23 protein-coding genes are annotated in these 21348 nt (G+C 38.8%); 22 read left to right on the top strand and 1 reads right to left on the bottom strand.

All coding sequences use genetic code 11. From position 1 onward, the window contains the following. The first annotated feature begins 167 nt into the window (after positions 1 to 167). The 11 genes from ACDX78_RS00190 (at position 168) to rnc (ending at position 10591) form a co-directional block, all read left to right on the top strand. Positions 168 to 530, top strand: a complete 363-nt coding sequence (locus ACDX78_RS00190) for an Asp23/Gls24 family envelope stress response protein (protein ID WP_486024340.1) — start codon at positions 168 to 170, stop codon at positions 528 to 530. Positions 531 to 567: 37 nt separating this feature from the next. Then, positions 568 to 2229, top strand: coding sequence for a DAK2 domain-containing protein (locus ACDX78_RS00185; protein ID WP_486024339.1), 1662 nt, complete (start codon positions 568 to 570; stop codon positions 2227 to 2229). Positions 2230 to 2489: 260 nt separating this feature from the next. Beyond that, a complete protein-coding gene (sdaAB, locus tag ACDX78_RS00180) occupies positions 2490 to 3152 on the top strand; it encodes an L-serine ammonia-lyase, iron-sulfur-dependent subunit beta (RefSeq protein WP_486024338.1) in 663 nt (220 codons plus the stop codon). Positions 3153 to 3177: 25 nt separating this feature from the next. Beyond that, on the top strand, positions 3178 to 4053 hold the full coding sequence (gene sdaAA / locus ACDX78_RS00175) for an L-serine ammonia-lyase, iron-sulfur-dependent, subunit alpha (RefSeq protein ID WP_486024337.1): 876 nt from the start codon (positions 3178 to 3180) through the stop codon (positions 4051 to 4053). A gap of 14 nt (positions 4054 to 4067) precedes the next feature. Beyond that, positions 4068 to 6101, top strand: a complete 2034-nt coding sequence (gene recG / locus ACDX78_RS00170; RefSeq protein WP_486024335.1) for an ATP-dependent DNA helicase RecG — start codon at positions 4068 to 4070, stop codon at positions 6099 to 6101. A 171-nt stretch (positions 6102 to 6272) separates the two neighbouring features. Further along, positions 6273 to 6854 (top strand): transcription factor FapR, encoded by a 582-nt coding sequence (fapR, locus tag ACDX78_RS00165; protein WP_486024334.1) that lies wholly within the window; start codon positions 6273 to 6275, stop codon positions 6852 to 6854. Beyond that, positions 6851 to 7852, top strand: coding sequence for a phosphate acyltransferase PlsX (gene plsX / locus ACDX78_RS00160; RefSeq protein ID WP_486024333.1), 1002 nt, complete (start codon positions 6851 to 6853; stop codon positions 7850 to 7852). The genes fapR and plsX overlap by 4 nt, the downstream gene beginning before the upstream one ends. After that, the gene (gene fabD, locus ACDX78_RS00155; RefSeq protein ID WP_486024331.1) at positions 7849 to 8787 is read left to right on the top strand and encodes an ACP S-malonyltransferase; all 939 of its coding nucleotides are present in this window, start codon (positions 7849 to 7851) and stop codon (positions 8785 to 8787) included. The genes plsX and fabD overlap by 4 nt, the downstream gene beginning before the upstream one ends. Next, positions 8787 to 9527: a 3-oxoacyl-[acyl-carrier-protein] reductase gene (gene fabG / locus ACDX78_RS00150; RefSeq protein WP_486024330.1), complete on the top strand. Its 741-nt coding sequence runs from the start codon at positions 8787 to 8789 to the stop codon at positions 9525 to 9527. Before fabD ends, fabG begins: the two co-directional genes overlap by 1 nt. Positions 9528 to 9598: 71 nt before the next feature. Then, positions 9599 to 9835 carry an acyl carrier protein gene (gene acpP / locus ACDX78_RS00145; protein WP_486024328.1) on the top strand — a complete coding sequence of 79 codons (237 nt, stop codon included), beginning with the start codon at positions 9599 to 9601 and terminating at the stop codon, positions 9833 to 9835. Between the two features lie 63 nt (positions 9836 to 9898). Beyond that, positions 9899 to 10591 carry a ribonuclease III gene (gene rnc, locus ACDX78_RS00140; protein ID WP_486024327.1) on the top strand — a complete coding sequence of 231 codons (693 nt, stop codon included), beginning with the start codon at positions 9899 to 9901 and terminating at the stop codon, positions 10589 to 10591. Positions 10592 to 10654: 63 nt separating this feature from the next. Here rnc and ACDX78_RS00135 read toward each other — a convergent pair whose 3' ends face one another. Beyond that, positions 10655 to 10876 carry a DUF1128 domain-containing protein gene (locus ACDX78_RS00135; protein WP_486024326.1) on the bottom strand — a complete coding sequence of 74 codons (222 nt, stop codon included), beginning with the start codon at positions 10874 to 10876 and terminating at the stop codon, positions 10655 to 10657. Between the two features lie 268 nt (positions 10877 to 11144). Here ACDX78_RS00135 and smc point away from each other — a divergent pair, with 268 nt between their 5' ends. The 11 genes from smc to lepB all read left to right on the top strand — a co-directional run bounded on the left by smc (position 11145) and on the right by lepB (position 21347). Further along, on the top strand, positions 11145 to 14714 hold the full coding sequence (gene smc / locus ACDX78_RS00130; protein WP_486024325.1) for a chromosome segregation protein SMC: 3570 nt from the start codon (positions 11145 to 11147) through the stop codon (positions 14712 to 14714). A 17-nt stretch (positions 14715 to 14731) separates the two neighbouring features. Continuing rightward, complete coding sequence (gene ftsY, locus ACDX78_RS00125; protein ID WP_486024324.1) at positions 14732 to 15727, top strand: signal recognition particle-docking protein FtsY; 996 nt, start codon at positions 14732 to 14734, stop codon at positions 15725 to 15727. A 78-nt stretch (positions 15728 to 15805) separates the two neighbouring features. Beyond that, positions 15806 to 16129 (top strand): putative DNA-binding protein, encoded by a 324-nt coding sequence (locus ACDX78_RS00120; protein ID WP_486024323.1) that lies wholly within the window; start codon positions 15806 to 15808, stop codon positions 16127 to 16129. 13 nt (positions 16130 to 16142) lie between these two features. Then, positions 16143 to 17486, top strand: coding sequence for a signal recognition particle protein (gene ffh, locus ACDX78_RS00115; RefSeq protein WP_486024321.1), 1344 nt, complete (start codon positions 16143 to 16145; stop codon positions 17484 to 17486). A gap of 281 nt (positions 17487 to 17767) precedes the next feature. Further along, positions 17768 to 18034: a 30S ribosomal protein S16 gene (gene rpsP, locus ACDX78_RS00110; protein ID WP_486024319.1), complete on the top strand. Its 267-nt coding sequence runs from the start codon at positions 17768 to 17770 to the stop codon at positions 18032 to 18034. A gap of 21 nt (positions 18035 to 18055) precedes the next feature. After that, complete coding sequence (locus tag ACDX78_RS00105) at positions 18056 to 18283, top strand: KH domain-containing protein (protein ID WP_486024317.1); 228 nt, start codon at positions 18056 to 18058, stop codon at positions 18281 to 18283. 87 nt (positions 18284 to 18370) lie between these two features. Beyond that, a complete protein-coding gene (locus ACDX78_RS00100; protein ID WP_486024316.1) occupies positions 18371 to 18757 on the top strand; it encodes a YlqD family protein in 387 nt (128 codons plus the stop codon). 14 nt (positions 18758 to 18771) lie between these two features. Continuing rightward, positions 18772 to 19287, top strand: a complete 516-nt coding sequence (rimM, locus tag ACDX78_RS00095) for a ribosome maturation factor RimM (protein ID WP_486024315.1) — start codon at positions 18772 to 18774, stop codon at positions 19285 to 19287. Continuing rightward, the gene (gene trmD, locus ACDX78_RS00090; RefSeq protein ID WP_486024314.1) at positions 19287 to 20027 is read left to right on the top strand and encodes a tRNA (guanosine(37)-N1)-methyltransferase TrmD; all 741 of its coding nucleotides are present in this window, start codon (positions 19287 to 19289) and stop codon (positions 20025 to 20027) included. Before rimM ends, trmD begins: the two co-directional genes overlap by 1 nt. Before the next feature lie 125 nt (positions 20028 to 20152). Further along, positions 20153 to 20497, top strand: a complete 345-nt coding sequence (rplS, locus tag ACDX78_RS00085) for a 50S ribosomal protein L19 (protein WP_486024313.1) — start codon at positions 20153 to 20155, stop codon at positions 20495 to 20497. 292 nt (positions 20498 to 20789) lie between these two features. Further along, on the top strand, positions 20790 to 21347 hold the full coding sequence (lepB, locus tag ACDX78_RS00080; protein ID WP_486024312.1) for a signal peptidase I: 558 nt from the start codon (positions 20790 to 20792) through the stop codon (positions 21345 to 21347). The last annotated feature ends 1 nt before the right edge of the window (position 21348 follow it).

Below are 21348 nucleotides of genomic sequence, written 5' to 3'. Positions count from 1 at the left end.
ATCAAGTTTTGGCAGTCTGATATAAAGAAAAAACACTTGACAGAACAAGAAAAATCGTCCATTGTAATAAGGGAATTTTATCTAAAATAAGAAGTCTGCTTTTATTCATCATCGATATGTAGTAAAATATGCTTATATAATGGGAACGTTTTAAAAGGGGGAGCATTATGTCCATTGAACTTAATACAAATGACGGCCATGTAACAATAACGAATGATGTTATTGCAACAATAGCTGGCGGTGCTGCCGTGGAATGTTACGGCATTGTAGGTATGGCTTCAAAAAGCCAAATAAGAGACGGCATTGCGGAAATTCTCCGGAAAGAAAACTTTTCTAAAGGGATTGTTGTTCGTCAGGAAGATGAAAAGTTACATATAGATATGTACATAATTGTTAGCTACGGAACAAAAATATCGGAAGTTGCCCATAATGTACAATCGCAGGTTAAATATACACTTAGCCAGTCACTCGGGTTGTCCATTGACTCTGTAAATATATATATCCAAGGGGTACGTGTAGCAAAAGACTGATTTTGCTATTTGCTTTAGCTATGGAGGAGGAAGAATAGTGAACGTACATGAATTAGATGGCGTCAGGTTTGCCCAAATGGTTCAGCTCGGAGCACACCATTTATCGGCCAACGCCAAGAAAATAGACGCACTTAATGTTTTTCCGGTGCCTGACGGGGACACAGGAACAAACATGAATCTAACAATAACTTCAGGTGTAAACGAAATAAAAAAACAGGAAAGTGATGATATATCCAAAGTTGCTGATGCCTTTGCCAAGGGGCTGCTTATGGGTGCGAGAGGCAACTCAGGGGTAATTCTGTCGCAAATTTTCCGAGGGTTTTCAAAAGGACTCGCAAATAAGTCCTACGTTAATACAAAGGATATAGCAGCGGCTTTGGAAAATGGTGTAACAACGGCATATAAAGCCGTAATGAAGCCTGTAGAAGGTACCATTTTAACCGTTGCAAAAGATGCTGCAAACGAAGCAGTCAAAATAGCGGAAACAGAAGAAGATATTATTGTACTTATCGATAAAGTCATAAAAGGAGCAAAGGCTTCTTTGAAACGTACTCCCGATCTTTTGCCGGTTTTAAAAGAGGTAGGCGTAGTCGATTCAGGGGGACAAGGTCTAGTTACTATTTATGAAGGCTTCGCAGCTGCGTTAAAAGGTGAAGCACTGCCAGAAGAAACCGACGGAATTGCCATGGAGGAAATGATTAACGCAGAACATCATAAAGTTACACAGGATTTTATGGATACATCAGAGATTGAATTTGGATATTGTACTGAATTCATGGTAAAATTTGAAGATGATAAAATAAGTGAAAATTCCTTTGATGAAGATGCTTTTCGTCAAGAATTAAGTGAACATGGGGATTCTTTATTAGTGGTTTCGGATGATGAACTAGTTAAAGTTCATATCCATGCGGAGTATCCAGGCACCTGCATGACACTAGGTCAGCGCTATGGAAGCTTGATCAATATGAAGATAGAAAACATGCGGCAGCAGCATACTGCACTTGTCGGTGATAATAAACAAGAAGAAAAACCGAAAGAAAAAGCAGAATATGGAATTATAACTGTTGCTATGGGAAAAGGGTTGAAAGAACTGTTTGAAAGTCTTGGAACATCAAAGGTTATTGAAGGCGGACAAACCATGAACCCAAGTACTCAGGATATTGCTGATGCAATAAAAGAAGTTAATGCAAAAAATGTGATTATCCTCCCTAACAACAAAAATATAGTTATGGCAGCAGAACAGGCTGCGGATCTGGCAGAAGAGAATGTAAAGGTTGTCCCTACTACATCTATACCACAAGGGATAAGTGCCATGTTTGCTTTTCATCCAGAAGCCAACTTGGAATCAAACGGGAGCGAAATGGACGAAGCACGCCAACAGGTAAAGACAGGACAAGTAACATATGCAGTTCGTGACACCCAGATCGATGGCATGCTGATTAAAGAAGGCAACTTTATGGGTATTATGGATGGAGATATTAAAGCTACACACCAGGATAAGCAGGAATCCGTTAAATTACTTTTAAGTAAAATGATCACAGATGGCGATGAAATCCTTACTATTTTATATGGTGAGGATGTGGAAGAAAAAGAAGTGAATGAACTCGCTGCTTATGTCGAAGAAAATTATGAAGACATAGAAGTAGAAATACACAATGGAGCCCAGCCAATCTATTCGTATATATTTTCAGTTGAATAAAGTCGAAAACATGAAACCGCCGCCGTTCTAACGGCGGTTTTTTAACATTAAAAGAAAATTATAGAAATGTCTGCTCTGCGTTAAGGGTTATATGATAAACAGTAACATCAAGCAATATTTTCTAATGTACTCAATTAAATATAAAAGCGGCAATATCGATTTAGGTTCGTAACCAGCGCTTAATGCTTATTTCCGTGTTTTTTGATATAATTCTTATATTGATATAGGAAAATATCGAATCGCAGGATGGTGAGGCGTTTATGAAATATAATTCCGTTTTTGATATTATTGGGCCGGTCATGATTGGACCATCCAGTTCACATACAGCGGGTGCGGCAAGAATAGGAAAAGCCGCTCGAAATCTTTTAGGGGTCGAGCCGACATGGGCAAAAATTTATTTATATGAATCATTTGCCAAAACTTATAAAGGGCATGGCACCGACTTTGCTTTAGCAGGCGGATTAATGAATTTTGAAACAGATGACCCGAGAATGAGCAAAGCGTTGGAAATTGCGGAGGAAAAAAATATTTCCATTGAATTTATCGAGGACTCCGCAGCAGTAGATCACCCGAATACTGCAAGGTTGCAAATCGGAACTGAAGCTGACTCTATTGAATTAACCGGTATTTCCATCGGAGGAGGGAAAGTGGAAATTACCGAATTAAATGGTTTTGTGCTGCGATTATCTGGCAATCATCCGGCAATTTTAATTATGCATAATGACAGGTTCGGTGCGATTGCGTCTGTTACAAAAATTCTCGCAAAACATGAAATCAATATAGGTCATATGGAAGTAAATCGAAAAGACATCGGAAAAGAAGCATTAATGGTGATTGAAGTAGACCATAATGTGGGCGATTCAATTATGAGAGAATTGGATAATGCGGATCACATTATTCAAATCTCAAAAATTGTCAGCTGACCTTCAATGGGAAAGGAGTAATTATATGTTTCGTACTGTAGAGGAATTAGTAGCCATTGCAGAAAATGAAAATATATTCATCTCAGAAGTAATGATACGTCAGGAAATGGAAGTAAAAGATACAACACGGGAAGAAGTATTTGCCCAGATGGAAAAGAATCTGGAGGTAATGGAGAAGGCAATTGAGGACGCACTGGAAGGCGTAAACTCCGTAACTGGTTTAACTGGAGGAGATGCTGTTTTAGTGCAAAAATACATGCAAGAAAAAACGCCGCTCTCAGGGAATTTACTGCTGGATGCAGTAAGCAAAGCAATGGGTACAAATGAGGTGAATGCGGCAATGGGAACTATTTGTGCAACCCCAACTGCCGGCAGTGCCGGTTGTGTACCCGGGACGTTATTTGCCGTTAAAAATCAGTTGAACCCTACCCGTGAACAAATGATTCGCTACTTATTCACTTCAGGCGCATTTGGGTTTGTCGTAGCCAATAACGCATTTATCTCTGGAGCCGCCGGAGGGTGTCAGGCAGAAGTCGGTTCGGCTGGGGCTATGGCTTCGGCTGCTATTGTTGAGATGGCAGGTGGCACACCGCAGCAATCGGCTGATGCATTTGCCATCACATTAAAAAACATGCTTGGACTCGTATGTGACCCTGTTGCTGGTTTAGTGGAAGTGCCTTGTGTAAAACGAAATGCGGCAGGTTCATCTTTGGCAATTGTTTCTGCTGACTTGGCGCTTGCCGGTGTTACAAGCAGAATCCCTTGTGATGAGGTAATAGGAGCCATGTACAGAATTGGAAAGCAAATGCCTTCGAGCTTGCGTGAAACGGGTGAAGGCGGTCTTGCCGATACACCAACTGGCCGGCTATTGAAGGAAAAGATCTTCGGAATGACTGTATAGAAAGAGGGATTTACTTGCTAAGTGAAGCTGTGTCAACTGTTAAGGGAATAGGAGAAAAATTCGCTGAAGATTTGGCTGCGATGCATATCTATACAGTAGAGGACTTACTGCATTATTTTCCTTACAAATATGATATTTATGAAATAAAGCCGCTTAGCGAATTGATTCATGAAGATAAAGTAACCGTAGAGGGAAGAATTGTTTCAGAACCTTCCCTTACCTTTTATGGACGAAAAAAATCAAGATTATCTTTCACGTTAGAGGTTGAAAATATTGCTGTTAAAGCAGTCATGTTTAATCGAGCTTTTGCAAAAAAACAAATACATAAGGATGATATATTTACTTTGACGGGAAAATGGGATGCCCACCGTCTGCAAATTACGGTAAGCAACTATAAAAAGGGTTATGCAGACAGTGATAAAACAATTAATCCGGTCTATTCAGTCAAAGGTAATATTTCAAATGTTAAATTAAAAAAAGTGATAAAAAGTGCGATCAGCCAATATGGTAAAAATATAGACGAGTTTCTTCCTGCCAATTATTTAAATGCGTATAAACTCCCAAATCGACAAGATGCCATTCAAATCATGCATTTTCCTCCTGATAGAGTTTTTTTGAAACATGCCCGAAGAAGGTATATTTACGAAGAATTTCTGCTTTTTCAGTTAAAAATGCAACTATTAAAAAAAGAAAGCAGGGAAGCGACACAAGGAAATACCCAGCTGTTTGACACTGAGAAAACTAAGACATTTATCAGTCTTTTTTCGTTCCGTTTAACGGAGGCACAGAACAAAGCCTTATCACAAATTTTAAATGATATGAAATCACCGTACAGAATGAACCGGCTGCTGCAGGGTGATGTGGGATCCGGCAAAACGGCTGTAGCCGCAATTTGTCTTTACGCTTCAGTCACTGCTGGTAAACAGGGGGCGTTAATGGTCCCTACGGAGATTCTGGCAGAACAGCATTTTCAGTCCTTAACAGAACTGTTTGCAGATAAAGCGAATATTGTTCTGTTAACAGGCTCTGTAAAAGGGAAAAAAAGAAAAGAAATACTGACATCGGTCGAAAATCATGACGTACATATTGTTATAGGCACACATGCGTTAATCCAGGAAGATGTCTATTTCGATGATTTAGGTATTGCCATTGTGGATGAACAACATCGGTTTGGTGTAAATCAGCGAAGAGAATTAAGAGATAAAGGACTTAACCCTGACGTACTGTTTATGACAGCGACACCCATTCCGCGTACGTTGGCGATTACTGCTTTTGGAGATATGGATGTTTCTGTTATTGATGAGATGCCAGCAGGAAGAAAAGAAATAGAAACCTATTGGGTGAAGGATAATATGCTTGAAAGGGTATTGCAATTTATTCAAATAAGGTTATCAGCGGGGGAGCAAGCATATGTTATTTGTCCGTTGATTGAGGAGTCGGATAAATTGGATATTCAAAATGCAGTAGACTTATATGAGCAATTAAAAGGGTTTTATCCATCCAATGTAAATGTTGGACTCATGCATGGACGACTGCAGGCAGATGAAAAAGAATTAATCATGAAACAATATGCGGAAAATGATATCCAAATCCTTGTTTCAACCACAGTGGTGGAAGTGGGGGTTAATGTGCCAAATAGCACCGTTATGGTGATCTATGATGCTGACAGATTTGGACTCTCACAGCTTCACCAGCTGAGAGGGAGAGTCGGAAGAGGCGATCAAAAGAGTTATTGTATTTTAATTTCCGATCCGAAAGGTGAAGTAGGAAAAGAACGTATGCGGATTATGACAGAAACCAATAACGGATTTGAATTGGCTGAAAAAGATTTGCAGCTTAGAGGGCCTGGAGATTTTTTTGGAAAAAAACAAAGTGGAATACCTGAATTTAAAGTTGCTGACATGATTCATGATTATCGTGCGCTGGAACAAGCGCGAAAAGATGCTGAAGAAATAATTGAGTCAAATGTGCTGGAAGAAGATGCAGCTTTACTTGCACTGAAGAAAATAATGGAGAAGGATCTCTCGCTTGCGGAAAAATTGGATTAACGAGGACTTGCAAAAATAAATGTGGTATTATATATTACTGTTAGTACCAAGTCCTAATGGTGTACAAAAGGTCCGGTAAAAATGACACGTCGAATTTCTTCGTTAGTTTTTATCCTCCTTTTTGTACACGTATTAAAAATAGAATATCACGCATGTTGGATGGTGTCTGAATTGAAAAGAACAAAAACGGAACGGCAGCGTTTATTAAAGGTTACCATTGAAGAGATGCCTTTTATCACGGATGAAGAACTTGCAAATAAATATGATGTGAGTATCCAAACCATTCGTTTGGACAGGATGGAATTATCGATTCCAGAATTACGGCAGAGAATTAAATCAGTTGCTACAAATCAGTGGAATGAAACAGTAAAAGCTCTCCCATTGGAAGAGGTTATTGGGGAGGTTATTGATCTGGAACTGGACAAGCGGGCTATTTCTATATTGGATATTGGGAAAGAGCATGTTTTTTCCCGTAATAAAATCGCCCGTGGTCATCATTTATTTGCCCAGGCAAATTCGCTTGCAGTCGCTGTCATTAACGATGAACTAGCTTTAACAGTAAAATCGGAGCTGAAATTTACAAGGCAGGTATCAGAAGGGGAAAGGGTAGTTGCCAAAGCAATGGTGAAGGGAAAAAATGAAAAAAGGTTAACAACTGTGGAAGTAAACAGTTTTGTGGATAATGAAAAAGTCTTTACAGGGCTATTCCATATGTATCAATCCAATGAACAAAAAAAGGAGCAGGTTAAATGAAGTTGGCAATAGACGCAATGGGAGGAGATCATGCCCCAAAAGAAATTGTTTTGGGAGCTATGGATGCGATATCCAGCATGAATGATTTACATATAACTTTGTACGGGGATGAAAATAAAATAAATGAATATGTAACAGATGCCAAAAATCTTGACATTATTCATACGGATGAAGTTATTACAGCGGATGATGAGCCAGTAAGAGCGGTACGACGGAAAAAGAATGCGTCCCTTGTGTTAATGGCAGAGGCTGTAAAAGAAAACAAGGTAGATGCATGCATATCAGCAGGAAACACTGGCGCATTAATGAGTGCTGGTCTATTCGTAGTTGGCAGAATAGCAGGAATTGAACGTCCTGCTTTAAGCCCTACGCTTCCTACCATAGATGGTAAGGGCTTTTTGCTTTTGGATGTAGGAGCAAATGTAGATGCGAAGCCTAACCATTTGGTTCAATATGGCTTAATGGGTTCTATTTATACAGAAAAAGTCCGTTCCATTGCCAATCCAACTGTCGCGCTTCTAAATGTTGGTGCGGAAGATGGAAAGGGTAGTGAGTTAACGAAAAGAGCTTTTACGCTAATGAATCAAGCGCCGATTAATTTTATTGGTAATGTGGAAGCTAGAGATCTGTTTAACAGTGCAGCAGATGTCGTGGTCACGGATGGATTCAGCGGAAATGTTGCATTAAAAACGATCGAGGGTACTGCAGCCACCATGTTTGCTTTATTAAAAGATACCTTTACTTCATCTCTTAAGACAAAGCTTGCTGCTGGTATGATAAAAGGTGATTTAAAAACATTAAAAAATAAAATGGATTATTCGGAATATGGGGGAGCCGGACTGTTCGGCCTCGCAGCACCTGTTATCAAAGCCCACGGTTCTTCAAACAGAAGAGCAGTGTACAATGCAATTAAGCAAGCGTCGCATATGGTGGAATATAATGTGACAGAAACCATCCGGAGTAAGGTAGAGTCATTGGAAGTGGAGGGAGACAAATGAAAAAAATAGCCTATATGTTCCCAGGACAGGGATCCCAGGAAGTAGGTATGGGGAAGCATATTTACGACCATGATGCCACCATTAAAGAAATCTACAATGAAGCAAATCAGCTTTTAAATAAAGACATATCAAAGTTGATGTTTGAAGGTCCTGCTGAGGAATTAACAGAAACTGAAAATGCACAGCCTGCATTATTGCTCTCAAGTATTGCAGTACATAGATTATTACTAAAAGAGGGAATACAGCCTGTAATGACAGTGGGGCACAGCCTGGGAGAATATAGTGCACTCGTAGCAGCGGGTGCTATCTCACTGGAGGAAGCATTGCCTTTGGTAGCAGAGAGAGGCAGGCTAATGGAAGCGGCTTTTCCCAAGGGTCAAGGAACGATGGCCGCTGTATTGGGGATGAAACAGGATGAAATTGAAATGGTAATAGACAAGGTTGAAAGTGGCATTGTTGATCTTGCCAACATCAATTGCCCAGGCCAAATAGTCATATCCGGAGACAAAGAAGGGATAGAAGAGGCAATAACATTACTGAAAGAAGCCGGCGCAAAACGTGTTCTTCCGCTGAACGTAAGCGGTCCTTTTCATTCGAGATTAATGAAATCGGCGAATGAAGGGATGGCCAAATATTTAAATGAGATAAAGATTAAAGATGCAGTAATTCCTGTATATGCGAATGTATCCGCACAACCGGTAACAGATAGTGAACAGATCAAGGACTTGTTGATTAAACAATTATATTCTCCAGTTCGATTTGAGGATTCGATTCGGAATATGATGAACATTGGCGTAGACGCGTTTGTAGAAATTGGAAACGGAAAAGTATTGAGTGGTTTAGTAAAGAAAATTCATAGACGAAATCACACCTTCGCTATTCAAGACATTGATTCTTTGAAGGATTTTCTTCATTGGTATAAGGAGGAAGCGTAATGCTTAAAGGTAAAAATGCACTTGTGACAGGATCATCCCGCGGTATTGGAAGAGCCATTGCTTTAGAATTAGCTAAACAAGGTGCCAATGTTGCTGTTAATTATGCGGGTAACGAAAAAAAAGCCCAGGAAGTTGCTGAAGAAATTGAGCAATTAGGACGAAAAGCGATTACAATTCAAGCTGATGTTGCCAATGAAGCAGATGTCAAAGCAATGATAAAAGAAGTGGTTAACGATTTTGGATCACTTGATATTCTTGTAAATAATGCAGGAACCAATAAAGATAATCTGCTTATGAGAATGAAAGAGGATGAATTTGATCAAGTTATAAATACGAATCTTAAAGGGGTATTTTTATGTACCAAAACTGCGGCAAGGCACATGATGAAACAAAGAGCAGGTAAAATTGTAAATGTCGCATCAATTGTCGGTGTCAGCGGAAATCCGGGACAAGCCAATTATGTTGCCGCAAAAGCCGGTGTCATCGGCTTAACAAAAACTACTGCAAAAGAGTTTGCAACTCGTAATATTCATGTCAATGCAGTAGCACCCGGATTTATATCAACAGATATGACAGACGCCCTTTCAGATGAACAGCAGGAAGGTATGCTTGCCATGATTCCACTGGAAAAATTCGGTCAGCCGGAAGATGTGGCGAAAACAGTTCGCTTTCTCGCATCAGAGGATGCAGACTATATTACCGGACAAACAATACACATTGATGGCGGCATGGTTATGTAATAATTATATTATTATATGGCTTGTATGATACAAACAAAAAGTTTATATTACTTGAAGGGAGGTGAAGTATGATGGCAGATGTATTTGATCGTGTAAAAGCTATTATTGTTGATCGTCTTGATGTTGAAGAAACAAAAGTGACAATGGAAGCGTCTTTTAAAGACGATTTGGAAGCTGATTCTTTAGATGTAGTAGAGCTTGTCATGGAACTAGAGGACGAATTTGATATGGAAATTGCCGATGAAGAAGCAGAAAAAATAAATACAGTGGGTGACGCTGTTGATTACATAAACAGCACCCAGGGATAACAGTCGAAAAAGTCTCGCAACTAGCGAGACTTTCTGTATCTTTACCGAACGGAGGTGTGTAAAATGAACATGCAGCAATTGGAAAAAAAATTTAATATGAAATTTAAAGATCATGAATTGATCAAACAGGCTTTTACCCATTCATCTTATGTGAATGAGCATCGCGGAAAATCCTTTTCAGATAATGAGCGCCTGGAATTTTTAGGAGATGCAGTACTGGAATTAGGGGTATCCCAATTTCTGTACCGGAAACATCAAGATATGCCTGAAGGGGAAATGACTAAATTACGGGCAGCAATTGTGTGTGAGCCATCTCTTTATAATTTTGCTCTTTCTCTTCATTTAGGAGAATATATTTTACTTGGAAAAGGAGAAGCACAGACGGGGGGACGAAATCGTCCTGCTTTACTCGCTGATGTTTTTGAAGCTTTTCTGGGAGCCATTTATTTGGATCAAGGTTTCGATAAGGTACTGGAATTTATGAAAATACATGTATTTCCCAAAATAACTGCCGGTGCTTTTTCGCATGAGATGGATTATAAAACCCAGCTTCAGGAGTTAGTGCAGCAAGTGAGAAACCAATTTGCAGAATATCGAATTGTTGATGAAAAGGGTCCTGCTCACGATAAAACCTTTATTGCCCAGGTCATCATCAAGGATAAGGTTTCAGGTATAGGAGAAGGCAGAACAAAAAAAGAGGCAGAACAGCGCGCTGCAAAAATAGCGCTGGATAATGCTTTTTCCAAACAAAAATAAAGTAACAGTGAAAAAAGCTTTGTTCCTTCTCAGGTACAAAGCTTTTTTAAAAAATAATATAAATTATTTCCGAACTGAGCGCAATTCTTCGATAAATGCCTGCGTTTCTGAAGCACTTAAGCTTCCTTTATTTATGATCATATCATACATGAGTTTTAATTCATCGTACTTTTCCAAATCATAATCTTCAGGATCCATTAATGCTCGGTTAGCTACCTCCAAGCGATCTGCTAATTCATCCAGTATTATTTTCAAATTTTGTTCGGTTGGCTGATCTAAATTCATTTAAGCACCCCATCTTTTACATTAATAATATATATGGATTATATTTATTGCTATGATAGCATAAATTTCTTCATTACCCTACAGTGAAATAGAAATAGCAAAAAAAGAATCTTTCATCAAATGAGGAATCTTCTTGTAAAATCTCCCCGCAGTATAGTATGTGTATACGTATTTGCGTACTTTATGATAAAATAATTCAGTATATACATAGAAATTGAGACGATGAGTGAAAATAAATAGATTTGGATTTTCCAGTAGGAGAATGAATATGTATCTTAAACAATTGGAAAGTGTTGGTTTTAAATCTTTTGCCGAACGTATCCGGGTCGATTTTGTACCGGGCGTAACAGCAGTCGTTGGCCCAAACGGCAGCGGGAAAAGCAATATAACAGATGCAATCCGATGGGTGCTTGGAGAACAGTCGGCAAAATCATTGCGCGGATCCAAAATGGAGGACATTATATTCCAAGGAAGTGATTCCAGAAAACCGTTAAACGTGGCTGAAGTTACATTGACGCTTGATAATCATGATAGAAGATTAGCCTTGGATTATGCGGATGTAAGTGTAACAAGAAGAATTTACCGTTCAGGCGAAAGTGAATTTTTTATAAATAATCAGGCTTGCCGGTTAAAGGATATTATTGATTTATTTATGGATTCCGGTCTTGGACGGGAAGCATTTTCCATTATTAGCCAGGGGAAAGTGGAGGAGATATTAAGTTCCAAGGCGGAAGAACGTCGGATGATTTTTGAAGAAGCTGCAGGTGTTCTGAAATATAAACAAAGAAAAAAGAAATCCGAATATAAATTGGAAGAAACCCAGGAGAATTTGAACCGGGTAGAAGATATTATTTATGAAATTGAACAGCAAAGAGAGCCATTGGAGCAGCAAGCAGAAACAGCTGCAAAGTATATTGATTTGAAAGATCAATTGAAAGAACAGGAAATAGCCCTGCTCGTTGCTGAAATAGAATTGCTTAATGGTGAGTGGAAAAGGCTATTGCGTGAGTTGGAAAAAGAAAAAACGGAAGAATTGAATTGGAAATCAAAGATCCAGCGAAAAGATTCAGATTTAGAACAGGAACGCAATGAAATACAGAAAATGGACGATGACATTTCAAGTTTACAGTCTAAGCTGATAACAATTACAGAAGAACTGGAAAAATCAGAGGGTCAAAAGAACCTGTTTAATGAACGAACAAAGCATTTAGCTGAAAATAGGGAAAAGCTTCAATCACAACAAGAGGAAAGTTCTATAAGACTGAAAGAGCTTGAGCATGTGAAACAAAAGGAAAATGAGAAGCTGAATCATCTTCAAGAAATGCGGATAAATTCATATAATAAAGTAAAAGAACTTGAAAAAAGGCTTTCATTAAGTGAAGATGAGATCTCGGATGAAATCGAGAACTTAAAAAGTGAATATATTGAGCATTTAAATCAGCAGGCAGCAATGCGAAATGAAAAACAATCTATAAATCAGCAAATAGAACAATTAAAAGGAAAAAAAGAAAGCCAAGCAAAAAAATTCAGTGAACTGGACAGATCTAAAGCGGATTTTGGCAAAAAAGAAATCAGGTTGAAAGAAAGCGTTAAAAAGCAGGAAGAACTTCTTTCAAACAAGGAATCCCAGATCAAAAAGTTGAAAGAGGAACTGGAAGAAAAAAGAGAACTGTATCAAGCCGCACAGACTAAATTATACGAGGGCTATCAATATATTGAAAAACTAAGTGCCAGGAAAGAAATGTTAAAAGAATTGAAAGCAGATTTCCAAGGTTATTTTCAGGGTGTTAAAGCAATACTGAAAGCAAGAGATGAAAAACAGCTGGAAAATATACACGGCGCAGTTATAGAGTTGATTGATGTTCCGAAAGCTTATCTTTCAGCAATTGAAACGACACTTGGAGGCCAGGCACAGCATATCATTGTAAATAATGATGAGAGTGCAAGACAAGCGATATCCTGGCTGAAAAGAACGAATAATGGAAGGGCCACTTTTCTTCCACTTGCCTCTCTGCAGGAACGGGGAATTCCAAAGCATATTATATCCAAAATAGAGCATCTTTCGGGTTTTATAGGAATAGCTTCAACGCTTGTTCGATCAAATGAAGTTTTTCAAAAGGCGATTAATCACCTGGCAGGTAATGTGATCATTGCAAAATCGTTAAAAGATGCAAATCAAATTGCCAAAATCGTGATGCGTAAGTACCGTATTGTTACGCTTGAGGGTGATGTTGTCAGTCCGGGGGGAGCCATGAGCGGAGGAGCGAGAAAAAAATCAAATCAATCATCTCTTTTTACCAGGGAAAAGGATTTGGATGAAATTACAAAATCGCTTTCAGACTATGAGCAAAAAATGAATTCCTTTGAAGGAAAAATGGAAACAAGAAAATCATATTTAGCCGAATTGGAGAACCTTCTTATGTCGGAAGAATCAGCTGTTTCTGCCGATAAAGAGAAATTAAACGAATTACAATCCAGCTATACGGATATAAAAATGAAAAAAGAATCATTACTGGAAAACATAAAATTATATGAACGGGAAAAAGTACAACTTGAAGAAGAAAGTAAACAATTATATGCAAGAGATGACGCATTATTAAATAATCTAGAAGAAATGAAACATAAATTAACATCTATTGAAAAAAATATCGATACACTGTCAAGTCAGGAAAAAGAATTCAAAAAGAATTATGAACAGATTCAGCAGGATTTCCATAAGGAACAGGTGACGCTTGCGGAACTGGAAGAAAGGTTAAAAGCCCAGCAGGAAAAAACAGATGGAAACCAAACGCAATTGGATGAACTTAATAAGCAGTACCACATTTACACTTCCGAATTGGAAGAACTAAGTAGAGTACATGAAAAAGTAGAAACAATAGAAGAAATAGAAAATAGGATTTCCATAAAGACAAAAGAGAAGCACGATTTAACGTCCTCTATTCAGGATAAACGTTCCGAACGATCAGAACGAACAAAATTGATGCAAGATCAAGAAAGGGAATTGAAAGAAGAAAATAAGCATTATCAGGCTTTCCAGAAGAATATTCAACAAAAAGAAGTAAAAACAAACAGGCTTGACGTCGATCTGGAAAACCGCCTGTCCCACTTGCAAACAGAATATACCATTACATTTGAAAAAGCACAGCAGACTTATGCGAAAGCAGAAGACATAGAAAGTGCCAAGTCAAGTGTCAGTAACTTGAAACAAAAAATAGAGCAGCTTGGAACGGTTAACTTGGGCGCAATGGATGAATATGAACGAATTAAAGAGAGACTGACTTTTTTAATGGAACAAAAAACAGATTTAGTTGAAGCAAAAGAAACATTGTATGCAATTATTGCTGAAATGGATGAAGAAATGGAAAAACGGTTTGATAAGACATTTACACAGATAAAAGAAGAATTTGAAAATGTTTTTTATCAGCTGTTCGGGGGTGGTCATGCCGAATTAAAATTGACCGAGCCATCGAATTTACTTGATACAGGGGTAGAAATTATTGCACAGCCGCCGGGGAAAAAACTGCAGCATCTTGGATTGCTTTCCGGTGGAGAGCGGGCGTTAACTGCCATCGCATTGTTGTTTTCGATCTTGCGTGTAAGGCCTGTGCCTTTCTGTGTATTGGACGAAGTAGAAGCAGCACTGGATGAAGCAAATGTCGTGCGTTTTGCAGAATATGTTAAATTTCATAGTGAAGATACCCAATTTATTGTCATCACCCATAGAAAAGGGACGATGGAGGAAGCAGACGTATTATACGGGATTACCATGCAGGAAGCCGGTGTTTCCCGTCTTGTATCCGTACGGCTCGAGGATACGAAGGATTTAATCAGCAGTTGATGAGGAGGACACAATTCATGGGTTTTATAGATAAATTAAAAAATAGATTTAAGCAAAATGAAGAAACCGAGGAAGTATCCGAGAAATATAAAGAAGGGATGAAAAAGACGAGAAATTCTTTCTCCGGAAAAATCAATGATTTAATTGCTCGCTACCGCAAAGTCGATGAGGATTTTTTTGAAGAGCTGGAAGAAGTGCTAATAACAGCGGATGTCGGTGTGATGACAGTAATGGATTTAATTGATGAGCTAAAAATGGAAGTAAAGCGGCAAAATATAAAGGATACCAAAGAAGTGAAGGAAGTCATTTCGGAAAAACTGGTTGAGATATATTACGGTGATGACGATGAGGAAATTGAGCAATTAAATATTCAGGACGGTCAATTATCTGTCATCCTTGTAGTTGGCGTTAACGGCGTCGGTAAAACTACATCGATTGGAAAGCTGGCATGCCAATTAAAGCAGGAGGGCAAGGATATTATGCTTGCAGCTGGTGATACCTTCCGTGCAGGTGCCATTGAACAGCTGGAAGTATGGGGGGAGAGAGCCGGGGTTGATGTCATTAAGCAAGGTGCCGGAAGCGACCCGGCTGCTGTTATATTTGACGGAATAAAAGCTGCAAAGTCCCGGAAAGCTGATGTATTAATTTGCGATACAGCAGGCAGACTGCAAAATAAAGTGAATTTGATGAATGAACTTGCAAAAGTAAACCGTGTAATTGAAAAGGAAGTCCCCGGTGCGCCGCATGAAGTGTTGCTTGTTTTGGATGCAACAACAGGTCAAAATGCTTTAAATCAAGCCAAAACATTTTCCGAGGCAACAAATGTTTCCGGAATTGTATTAACAAAACTGGATGGATCCGCTAAAGGCGGCATAGTTCTGGCTATCCGAAACGAAATGAATATTCCTGTTAAATACGCCGGTCTCGGGGAAAAGCTCACTGATCTGCAAAAATTTGATGCACATGCTTTTGTATACGGACTTTTTGCAGATATGCTTGAAGCGAAAGAATAAAAGAGTAGCTTGACAAAGAAACTTCTTATCTTTAAAATCGAACGTAAAGTAATTTCACTTAACAAGGGGTGTATTAGATTGCTCGGAAAAACAACGAGAATGAACTATTTGTTTGATTTTTATCAGACATTGCTTACACCTAAACAAAGAAATTATCTGGAACTGTATTATTTAGAGGATTATTCTTTGGGTGAAATATCAGAGTTGCTCGCCGTATCGCGGCAAGCGGTTTATGATAATATAAAAAGAACGGAAACTATGCTTGAATCTTACGAGGAAAAGCTATATATGTATGATAAATTTCAGCAGCGAATGTCATTGATCGAACAGCTTGAAGAAGTAGTGAAAGAAGAAGACCATTTTATAATGGACAAATTGAAACAATTAAAAGAATTGGATTAGGGGGAAACCTTCTATGGCATTTGAAGGATTAGCCGAACGCCTGCAAGGAACAATTAAAAAAATCACCGGTAAAGGCAAGGTTTCTGAGCAGGATGTAAAGGAAATGACCCGGGAAATTCGCCTTGCATTGCTGGAAGCTGATGTCAACTTTAAAGTAGTAAAAGATTTAATTAAGCGCATAAAGGAACGTGCTGTGGGACAAGAAGTGATGGAAAGTCTGACACCTGGCCAGCAGGTTATTAAAGTAGTGAAAGAAGAGCTTACTGAGCTGATGGGCGGGGAAAACAGCAAAATTGCCACGGCTGATCGCCCACCTACAGTAATCATGATGGCCGGACTTCAGGGTGCAGGTAAAACGACCACTACAGGCAAACTCGCCAATTTATTACGAAAGCAATATAACCGTTCTCCACTGCTTGTTGCCTGTGATGTTTACCGTCCAGCTGCAATCAAACAGCTCGAAACACTTGGCCAGCAGCTTGATATGCCGGTGTTTTCCATGGGAACTGATGCAAATCCGGTGGATATTGCAAAGAAAGCGTTGGAAAAAGCCAAAGAAGAGCATCATGATTATGTTATTATTGATACCGCTGGCCGCCTGCATCTTGACAATGAACTGATGGATGAACTGACACAGCTGAAAAACACGGTCATTCCAAATGAAATATTTCTCGTTGTCGATGCGATGACAGGTCAGGATGCGGTAAATGTTGCCGAAAGTTTTAATGAACAGCTGGACATCTCTGGGGTAGTATTGACTAAACTTGATGGGGATACCCGAGGTGGTGCAGCATTATCTATTAAAGCTGTAACAGATAAACCGATTAAATTTGCAGGTATGGGTGAAAAATTGGACCAGCTAGAAGCCTTCCATCCTGAACGAATGGCATCTAGAATTCTTGGCATGGGTGATGTACTATCATTAATTGAAAAAGCCCAAACAAATGTAGATGAGAAAAAAGCCAAGGAACTGGAAGATAAAATGCGTACCATGTCGTTCACCTTTGATGATTTTTTAGAGCAGATGGGTCAGGTGAAAAATATGGGACCATTGGATGATTTAATGGCAATGATTCCAGGTGCAAATAAAATGAAAGGGCTGAAAAATGCACAAGTTGATGAAAAGCAGCTCGTTTATGTTGAAGCGATCATTCAATCGATGACAAAGAACGAACGCCAGGACCCGAGTATTATGAATGCCAGCCGCAAAAAGCGGATCGCTAAAGGTTCAGGCACATCCGTTTCACAGGTTAACCGTTTATTAAAACAATTCGATGAAATGAAGAAAATGATGAAACAAATGACAAACATGCAAAAAGGCAAGAAAGGCAAAGGCATGAATTTGCCATTTATGTAGGGACTGGCAATATAATATAATGCAGCTGCAGACAGAAAATAGGGCTTTGATTAATGTTGTAATGCAAAAACCCTTTACAGGCATCCCGGTTTCTGTTAAAATCTAAACTTGGCAGGGAAGAAAGTATAAAACTTTATGCCTGCATGAGTGCAAGTAATATTGCACTAGCGATACATTGCAGACGGAAAATGTATTTTTCGCTGAACGAATACTTTCGCCATTAAACCTTGGCGTTAAGCCAAGTTTATTAATGAAATATTATTTATTGGAGGTGTAAGAACATGGCAGTTAAAATCCGCTTAAAGCGTATGGGATCAAAAAGAAACCCATTCTATCGTATTGTTGTAGCCGATTCGCGTGCTCCGCGTGATGGTCGTTCCATTGAACAAATCGGCACATATAATCCTGTAGTAAATCCGGTTGACGTTAAAATAGATGAAGAAAAAGCACTTGATTGGATGAAACATGGCGCTAAGCCAAGTGATACTGTGCGTAACCTTTTTTCAAAAGAAGGTATCATGAAAAAATTCCACGAGCAAAAAAACTAAGTGAAAAAGTAGAGTGATAAGATGAAAGCTTTAATTGAAACCATTGTCACTTCATTAGTTGATCACCCGGAAGATATTGTTGTAGATGAAAAAGAAGAAGAAACAAAAATCGTTTATCATCTTACAGTAAACCAGGAAGATGTGGGGAAAGTCATCGGTAAAAATGGCCGAATTGCAAAGGCCATCCGTACCGTTGTGTACGCAACAAAATCCGATGGAAATAAACGTATTTATTTGGATATTATGTAAAGGGAAAGGACTCTTCCTTTCCCTTTTTGCACATATCGGGTGACGACCGCTCTATATAAAGAAGCTATATGAGAGTGAGGAAGAAAGATGAAGATAATTAAAAAGGTTGTAATTAAACAAATTATCACGGAAAAAAGCAAGCAAAAATTAAAAAGCAATTTTAACAATCATAAAATACGGCTTGAGCAAGAATGTCAGCAGCTGTTGTTTGAAAAGAGAAAACTGCAAAATAAATCAGCCACTTCCAAACAGGATATAGCACATCGCTTTCAGCAGGAAATTAATAAACGAAAAGAAAAAATAAAGCTTGCCGATTTTAAAATAGAGCAATTGGATATGCTGGAAATGGGAAGTGAAATTATTGAAAAAGAGGTGGAAGCCCTTGTAGATATTTCCGTCGGTTCCGACTGGAAGGAAATTATGACAGAGGGTGCCATCGTAATAAAAGATGATGTTGTTATTCGAATTGATTAATGGCAGGTGAAATGATGAACAACCGAATGTTTAATGTTGGAAAAATTGTTAATACACACGGGATTCGCGGTGAAGTAAAAGTTATCCGGATTACGGATTTTGAAGAACGCTTTGAACCCGGCAATATCGTATTTGCAGAAATGAAAAACGAAGCCCCCATTCAGCTGACTATTAAAACGCATCGCCTTCATAAAGGTTTTGATCTGCTTACATTCCATAACTACAATAATATAAATGATATAGAATATTTAAAAGGATTATTTTTAAAAATAGAAGAGAGTCAGCTTACAGAACTCGAGAAGAATGAATATTACTACCATGAAATTATAGGTTGTGAAGTGTTTACACGCCATGATGAAAGAATAGGTACCGTTAAGGAAATACTCTCCCCCGGTGCGAATGATGTCTGGATCGTAAAACAGCCGAATGGAAAAGAAGTCCTCATTCCTTATATTGAAGATGTTGTCAAGGAAATACATATAAATACGCAGAAAATAATTATTGAACCGATGGAAGGACTGTTGGATTAATGCATATTGATGTTTTAACCCTTTTTCCTGAAATGATGTCCGGTTTATTTCAGTCGTCTATTTTAAAAAAAGCACATGAGAAAGAAAGGTTCAGTTACAATTTAGTCAACTTTCGTGATTACTCCGATAACAAGCATCAAAAAGTGGACGATTATCCATATGGGGGAGGAGCGGGAATGGTATTAACCCCTCAGCCTCTATTTGATGCTGTTGCCTCTTTGAAGAAGGGCGCGCCGAAAGAGCCTGAAATCATTTTAATGTCTCCCCAGGGAGCCCCCTATAATCAAAAAAAAGCAGAAGCATTGGCTGCGGAAGAACATCTTATTTTTATTTGTGGTCATTATGAAGGATATGACGAACGGATCAGGGAAAATCTCGTAACAGATGAGATATCCATCGGTGATTATATATTAACCGGAGGGGAATTGGGTGCCATGGTTGTCATCGATAGTCTAGTGAGACTATTGCCTGAAGCGCTGGGAAATGAGCAGTCGGCAAAGGAAGATTCTTTTTCCACGGGTTTATTGGAACATCCTCACTTTACTAGACCATCGGAATTTCGCGGTATGAAGGTTCCTGATGTATTATTATCCGGCAACCATGAAAAAATTGAGGACTGGCGTAAAAGGGAGTCTTTAAAACGGACATTACACCGGCGCCCTGAATTATTAAATGAATTGGATTTGAATGAAAAAGAGAAAAAAATACTGGAAGAAATGAAAAAAAATACGGATATGTAGTTGATCATACAACTGCATTATGGTATATTTATTGTTGTGCTTAAAGTACTTGTGATAAGCACGGATAAACGATGTTCCGCTGTCATTTAAAGATAAGAGCATTAGTTTGGAAGGAGTGAACGATCGTGCAAAAATTGATTGAAGACGTTACAAAAGAACAGCTTCGTACAGATCATCCCGCTTTTCGTGCCGGTGATACCGTCAAGGTCCATGTGAAAGTTATTGAAGGATCACGTGAACGTATTCAGGTGTTTGAAGGTGTTGTAATCAAGCGCCAGGGTGGCGGAATCAGTGAGACATTTACAGTCAGAAAGCTTTCCTACGGTGTAGGTGTTGAACGTACATTTCCGGTACATTCACCTCGAATTGACAGAGTTGAAGTAACACGCCGTGGTATTGTAAGACGTGCAAAACTGTACTACTTGCGTAATCTGCGTGGTAAAGCAGCACGTATTAAAGAAAGAATATAAAATTATAAGTAATAAATAACTCATGGAGAAAGGAGCTTTGTATTTGATACAAGCTCTTTTTTCTTCGCTGCTGAGGCAATGATGAAATTTAGTGTCTGTAGGTAATTTTAATATGAATATAGTCCTATTCTCCTCCGAGGTGCAAATGATCTTGGTGGAACGAGGATCTCATGCAGTCCGTGGATCATTAAATGAGTGCTTGGCTTTTTATTTTCATAAGGCCAATTTAGTTGAATGGAAGCATGAAACGGCTTAAACTAGTTAAAGGATATACATATACGGGGGAAACGGCATGGCTAAAAGGAATAGTGAATGGATGGACTGGGTTAAAGCAATATTAATAGCGTTTGGGTTGGCATTCTTTGTCCGGATGTTCTTTTTTGCTCCAATTATAGTGGATGGTCCATCAATGCTGCCGAACCTGCATGATGGTGACCAAATGATTGTCAATAAGTTTGCATATAATATAAGTGAGCCTGAACGTTTTGATATAGTCGTCTTTCATGCTTCTGTTCAAAAGGATTTCATCAAACGCATTATCGGCTTGCCGGGAGAGCATGTTGAAGTAAGGGACAATGTACTGTACATTGATGGAGAAAGGGTGGAGGAACCGTTTTTGGCAGAATCAAAAGAGCACCTGGTACCTTATCAACTAACAAATGATTTTACGCTGGAAAGACTCCCGGGCGGCCATGAAGCAATTCCGGAAGATCATGTTTTTGTTTTAGGTGATAACAGAAGCAACTCGACAGACAGCAGATCCATCGGGGTTATTCCAATGGATGAAATAGTAGGGAAAACCAATTTAATTTATTGGCCGCTGGATCGCATACAAATTGTAAGAGAGTAGG

The organism is Virgibacillus oceani, from assembly GCF_041521345.1.
Lineage (GTDB): Bacteria > Bacillota > Bacilli > Bacillales > Amphibacillaceae > Virgibacillus_N > Virgibacillus_N oceani_A.
This window is presented reverse-complemented; position numbering and strand designations above follow the sequence as displayed.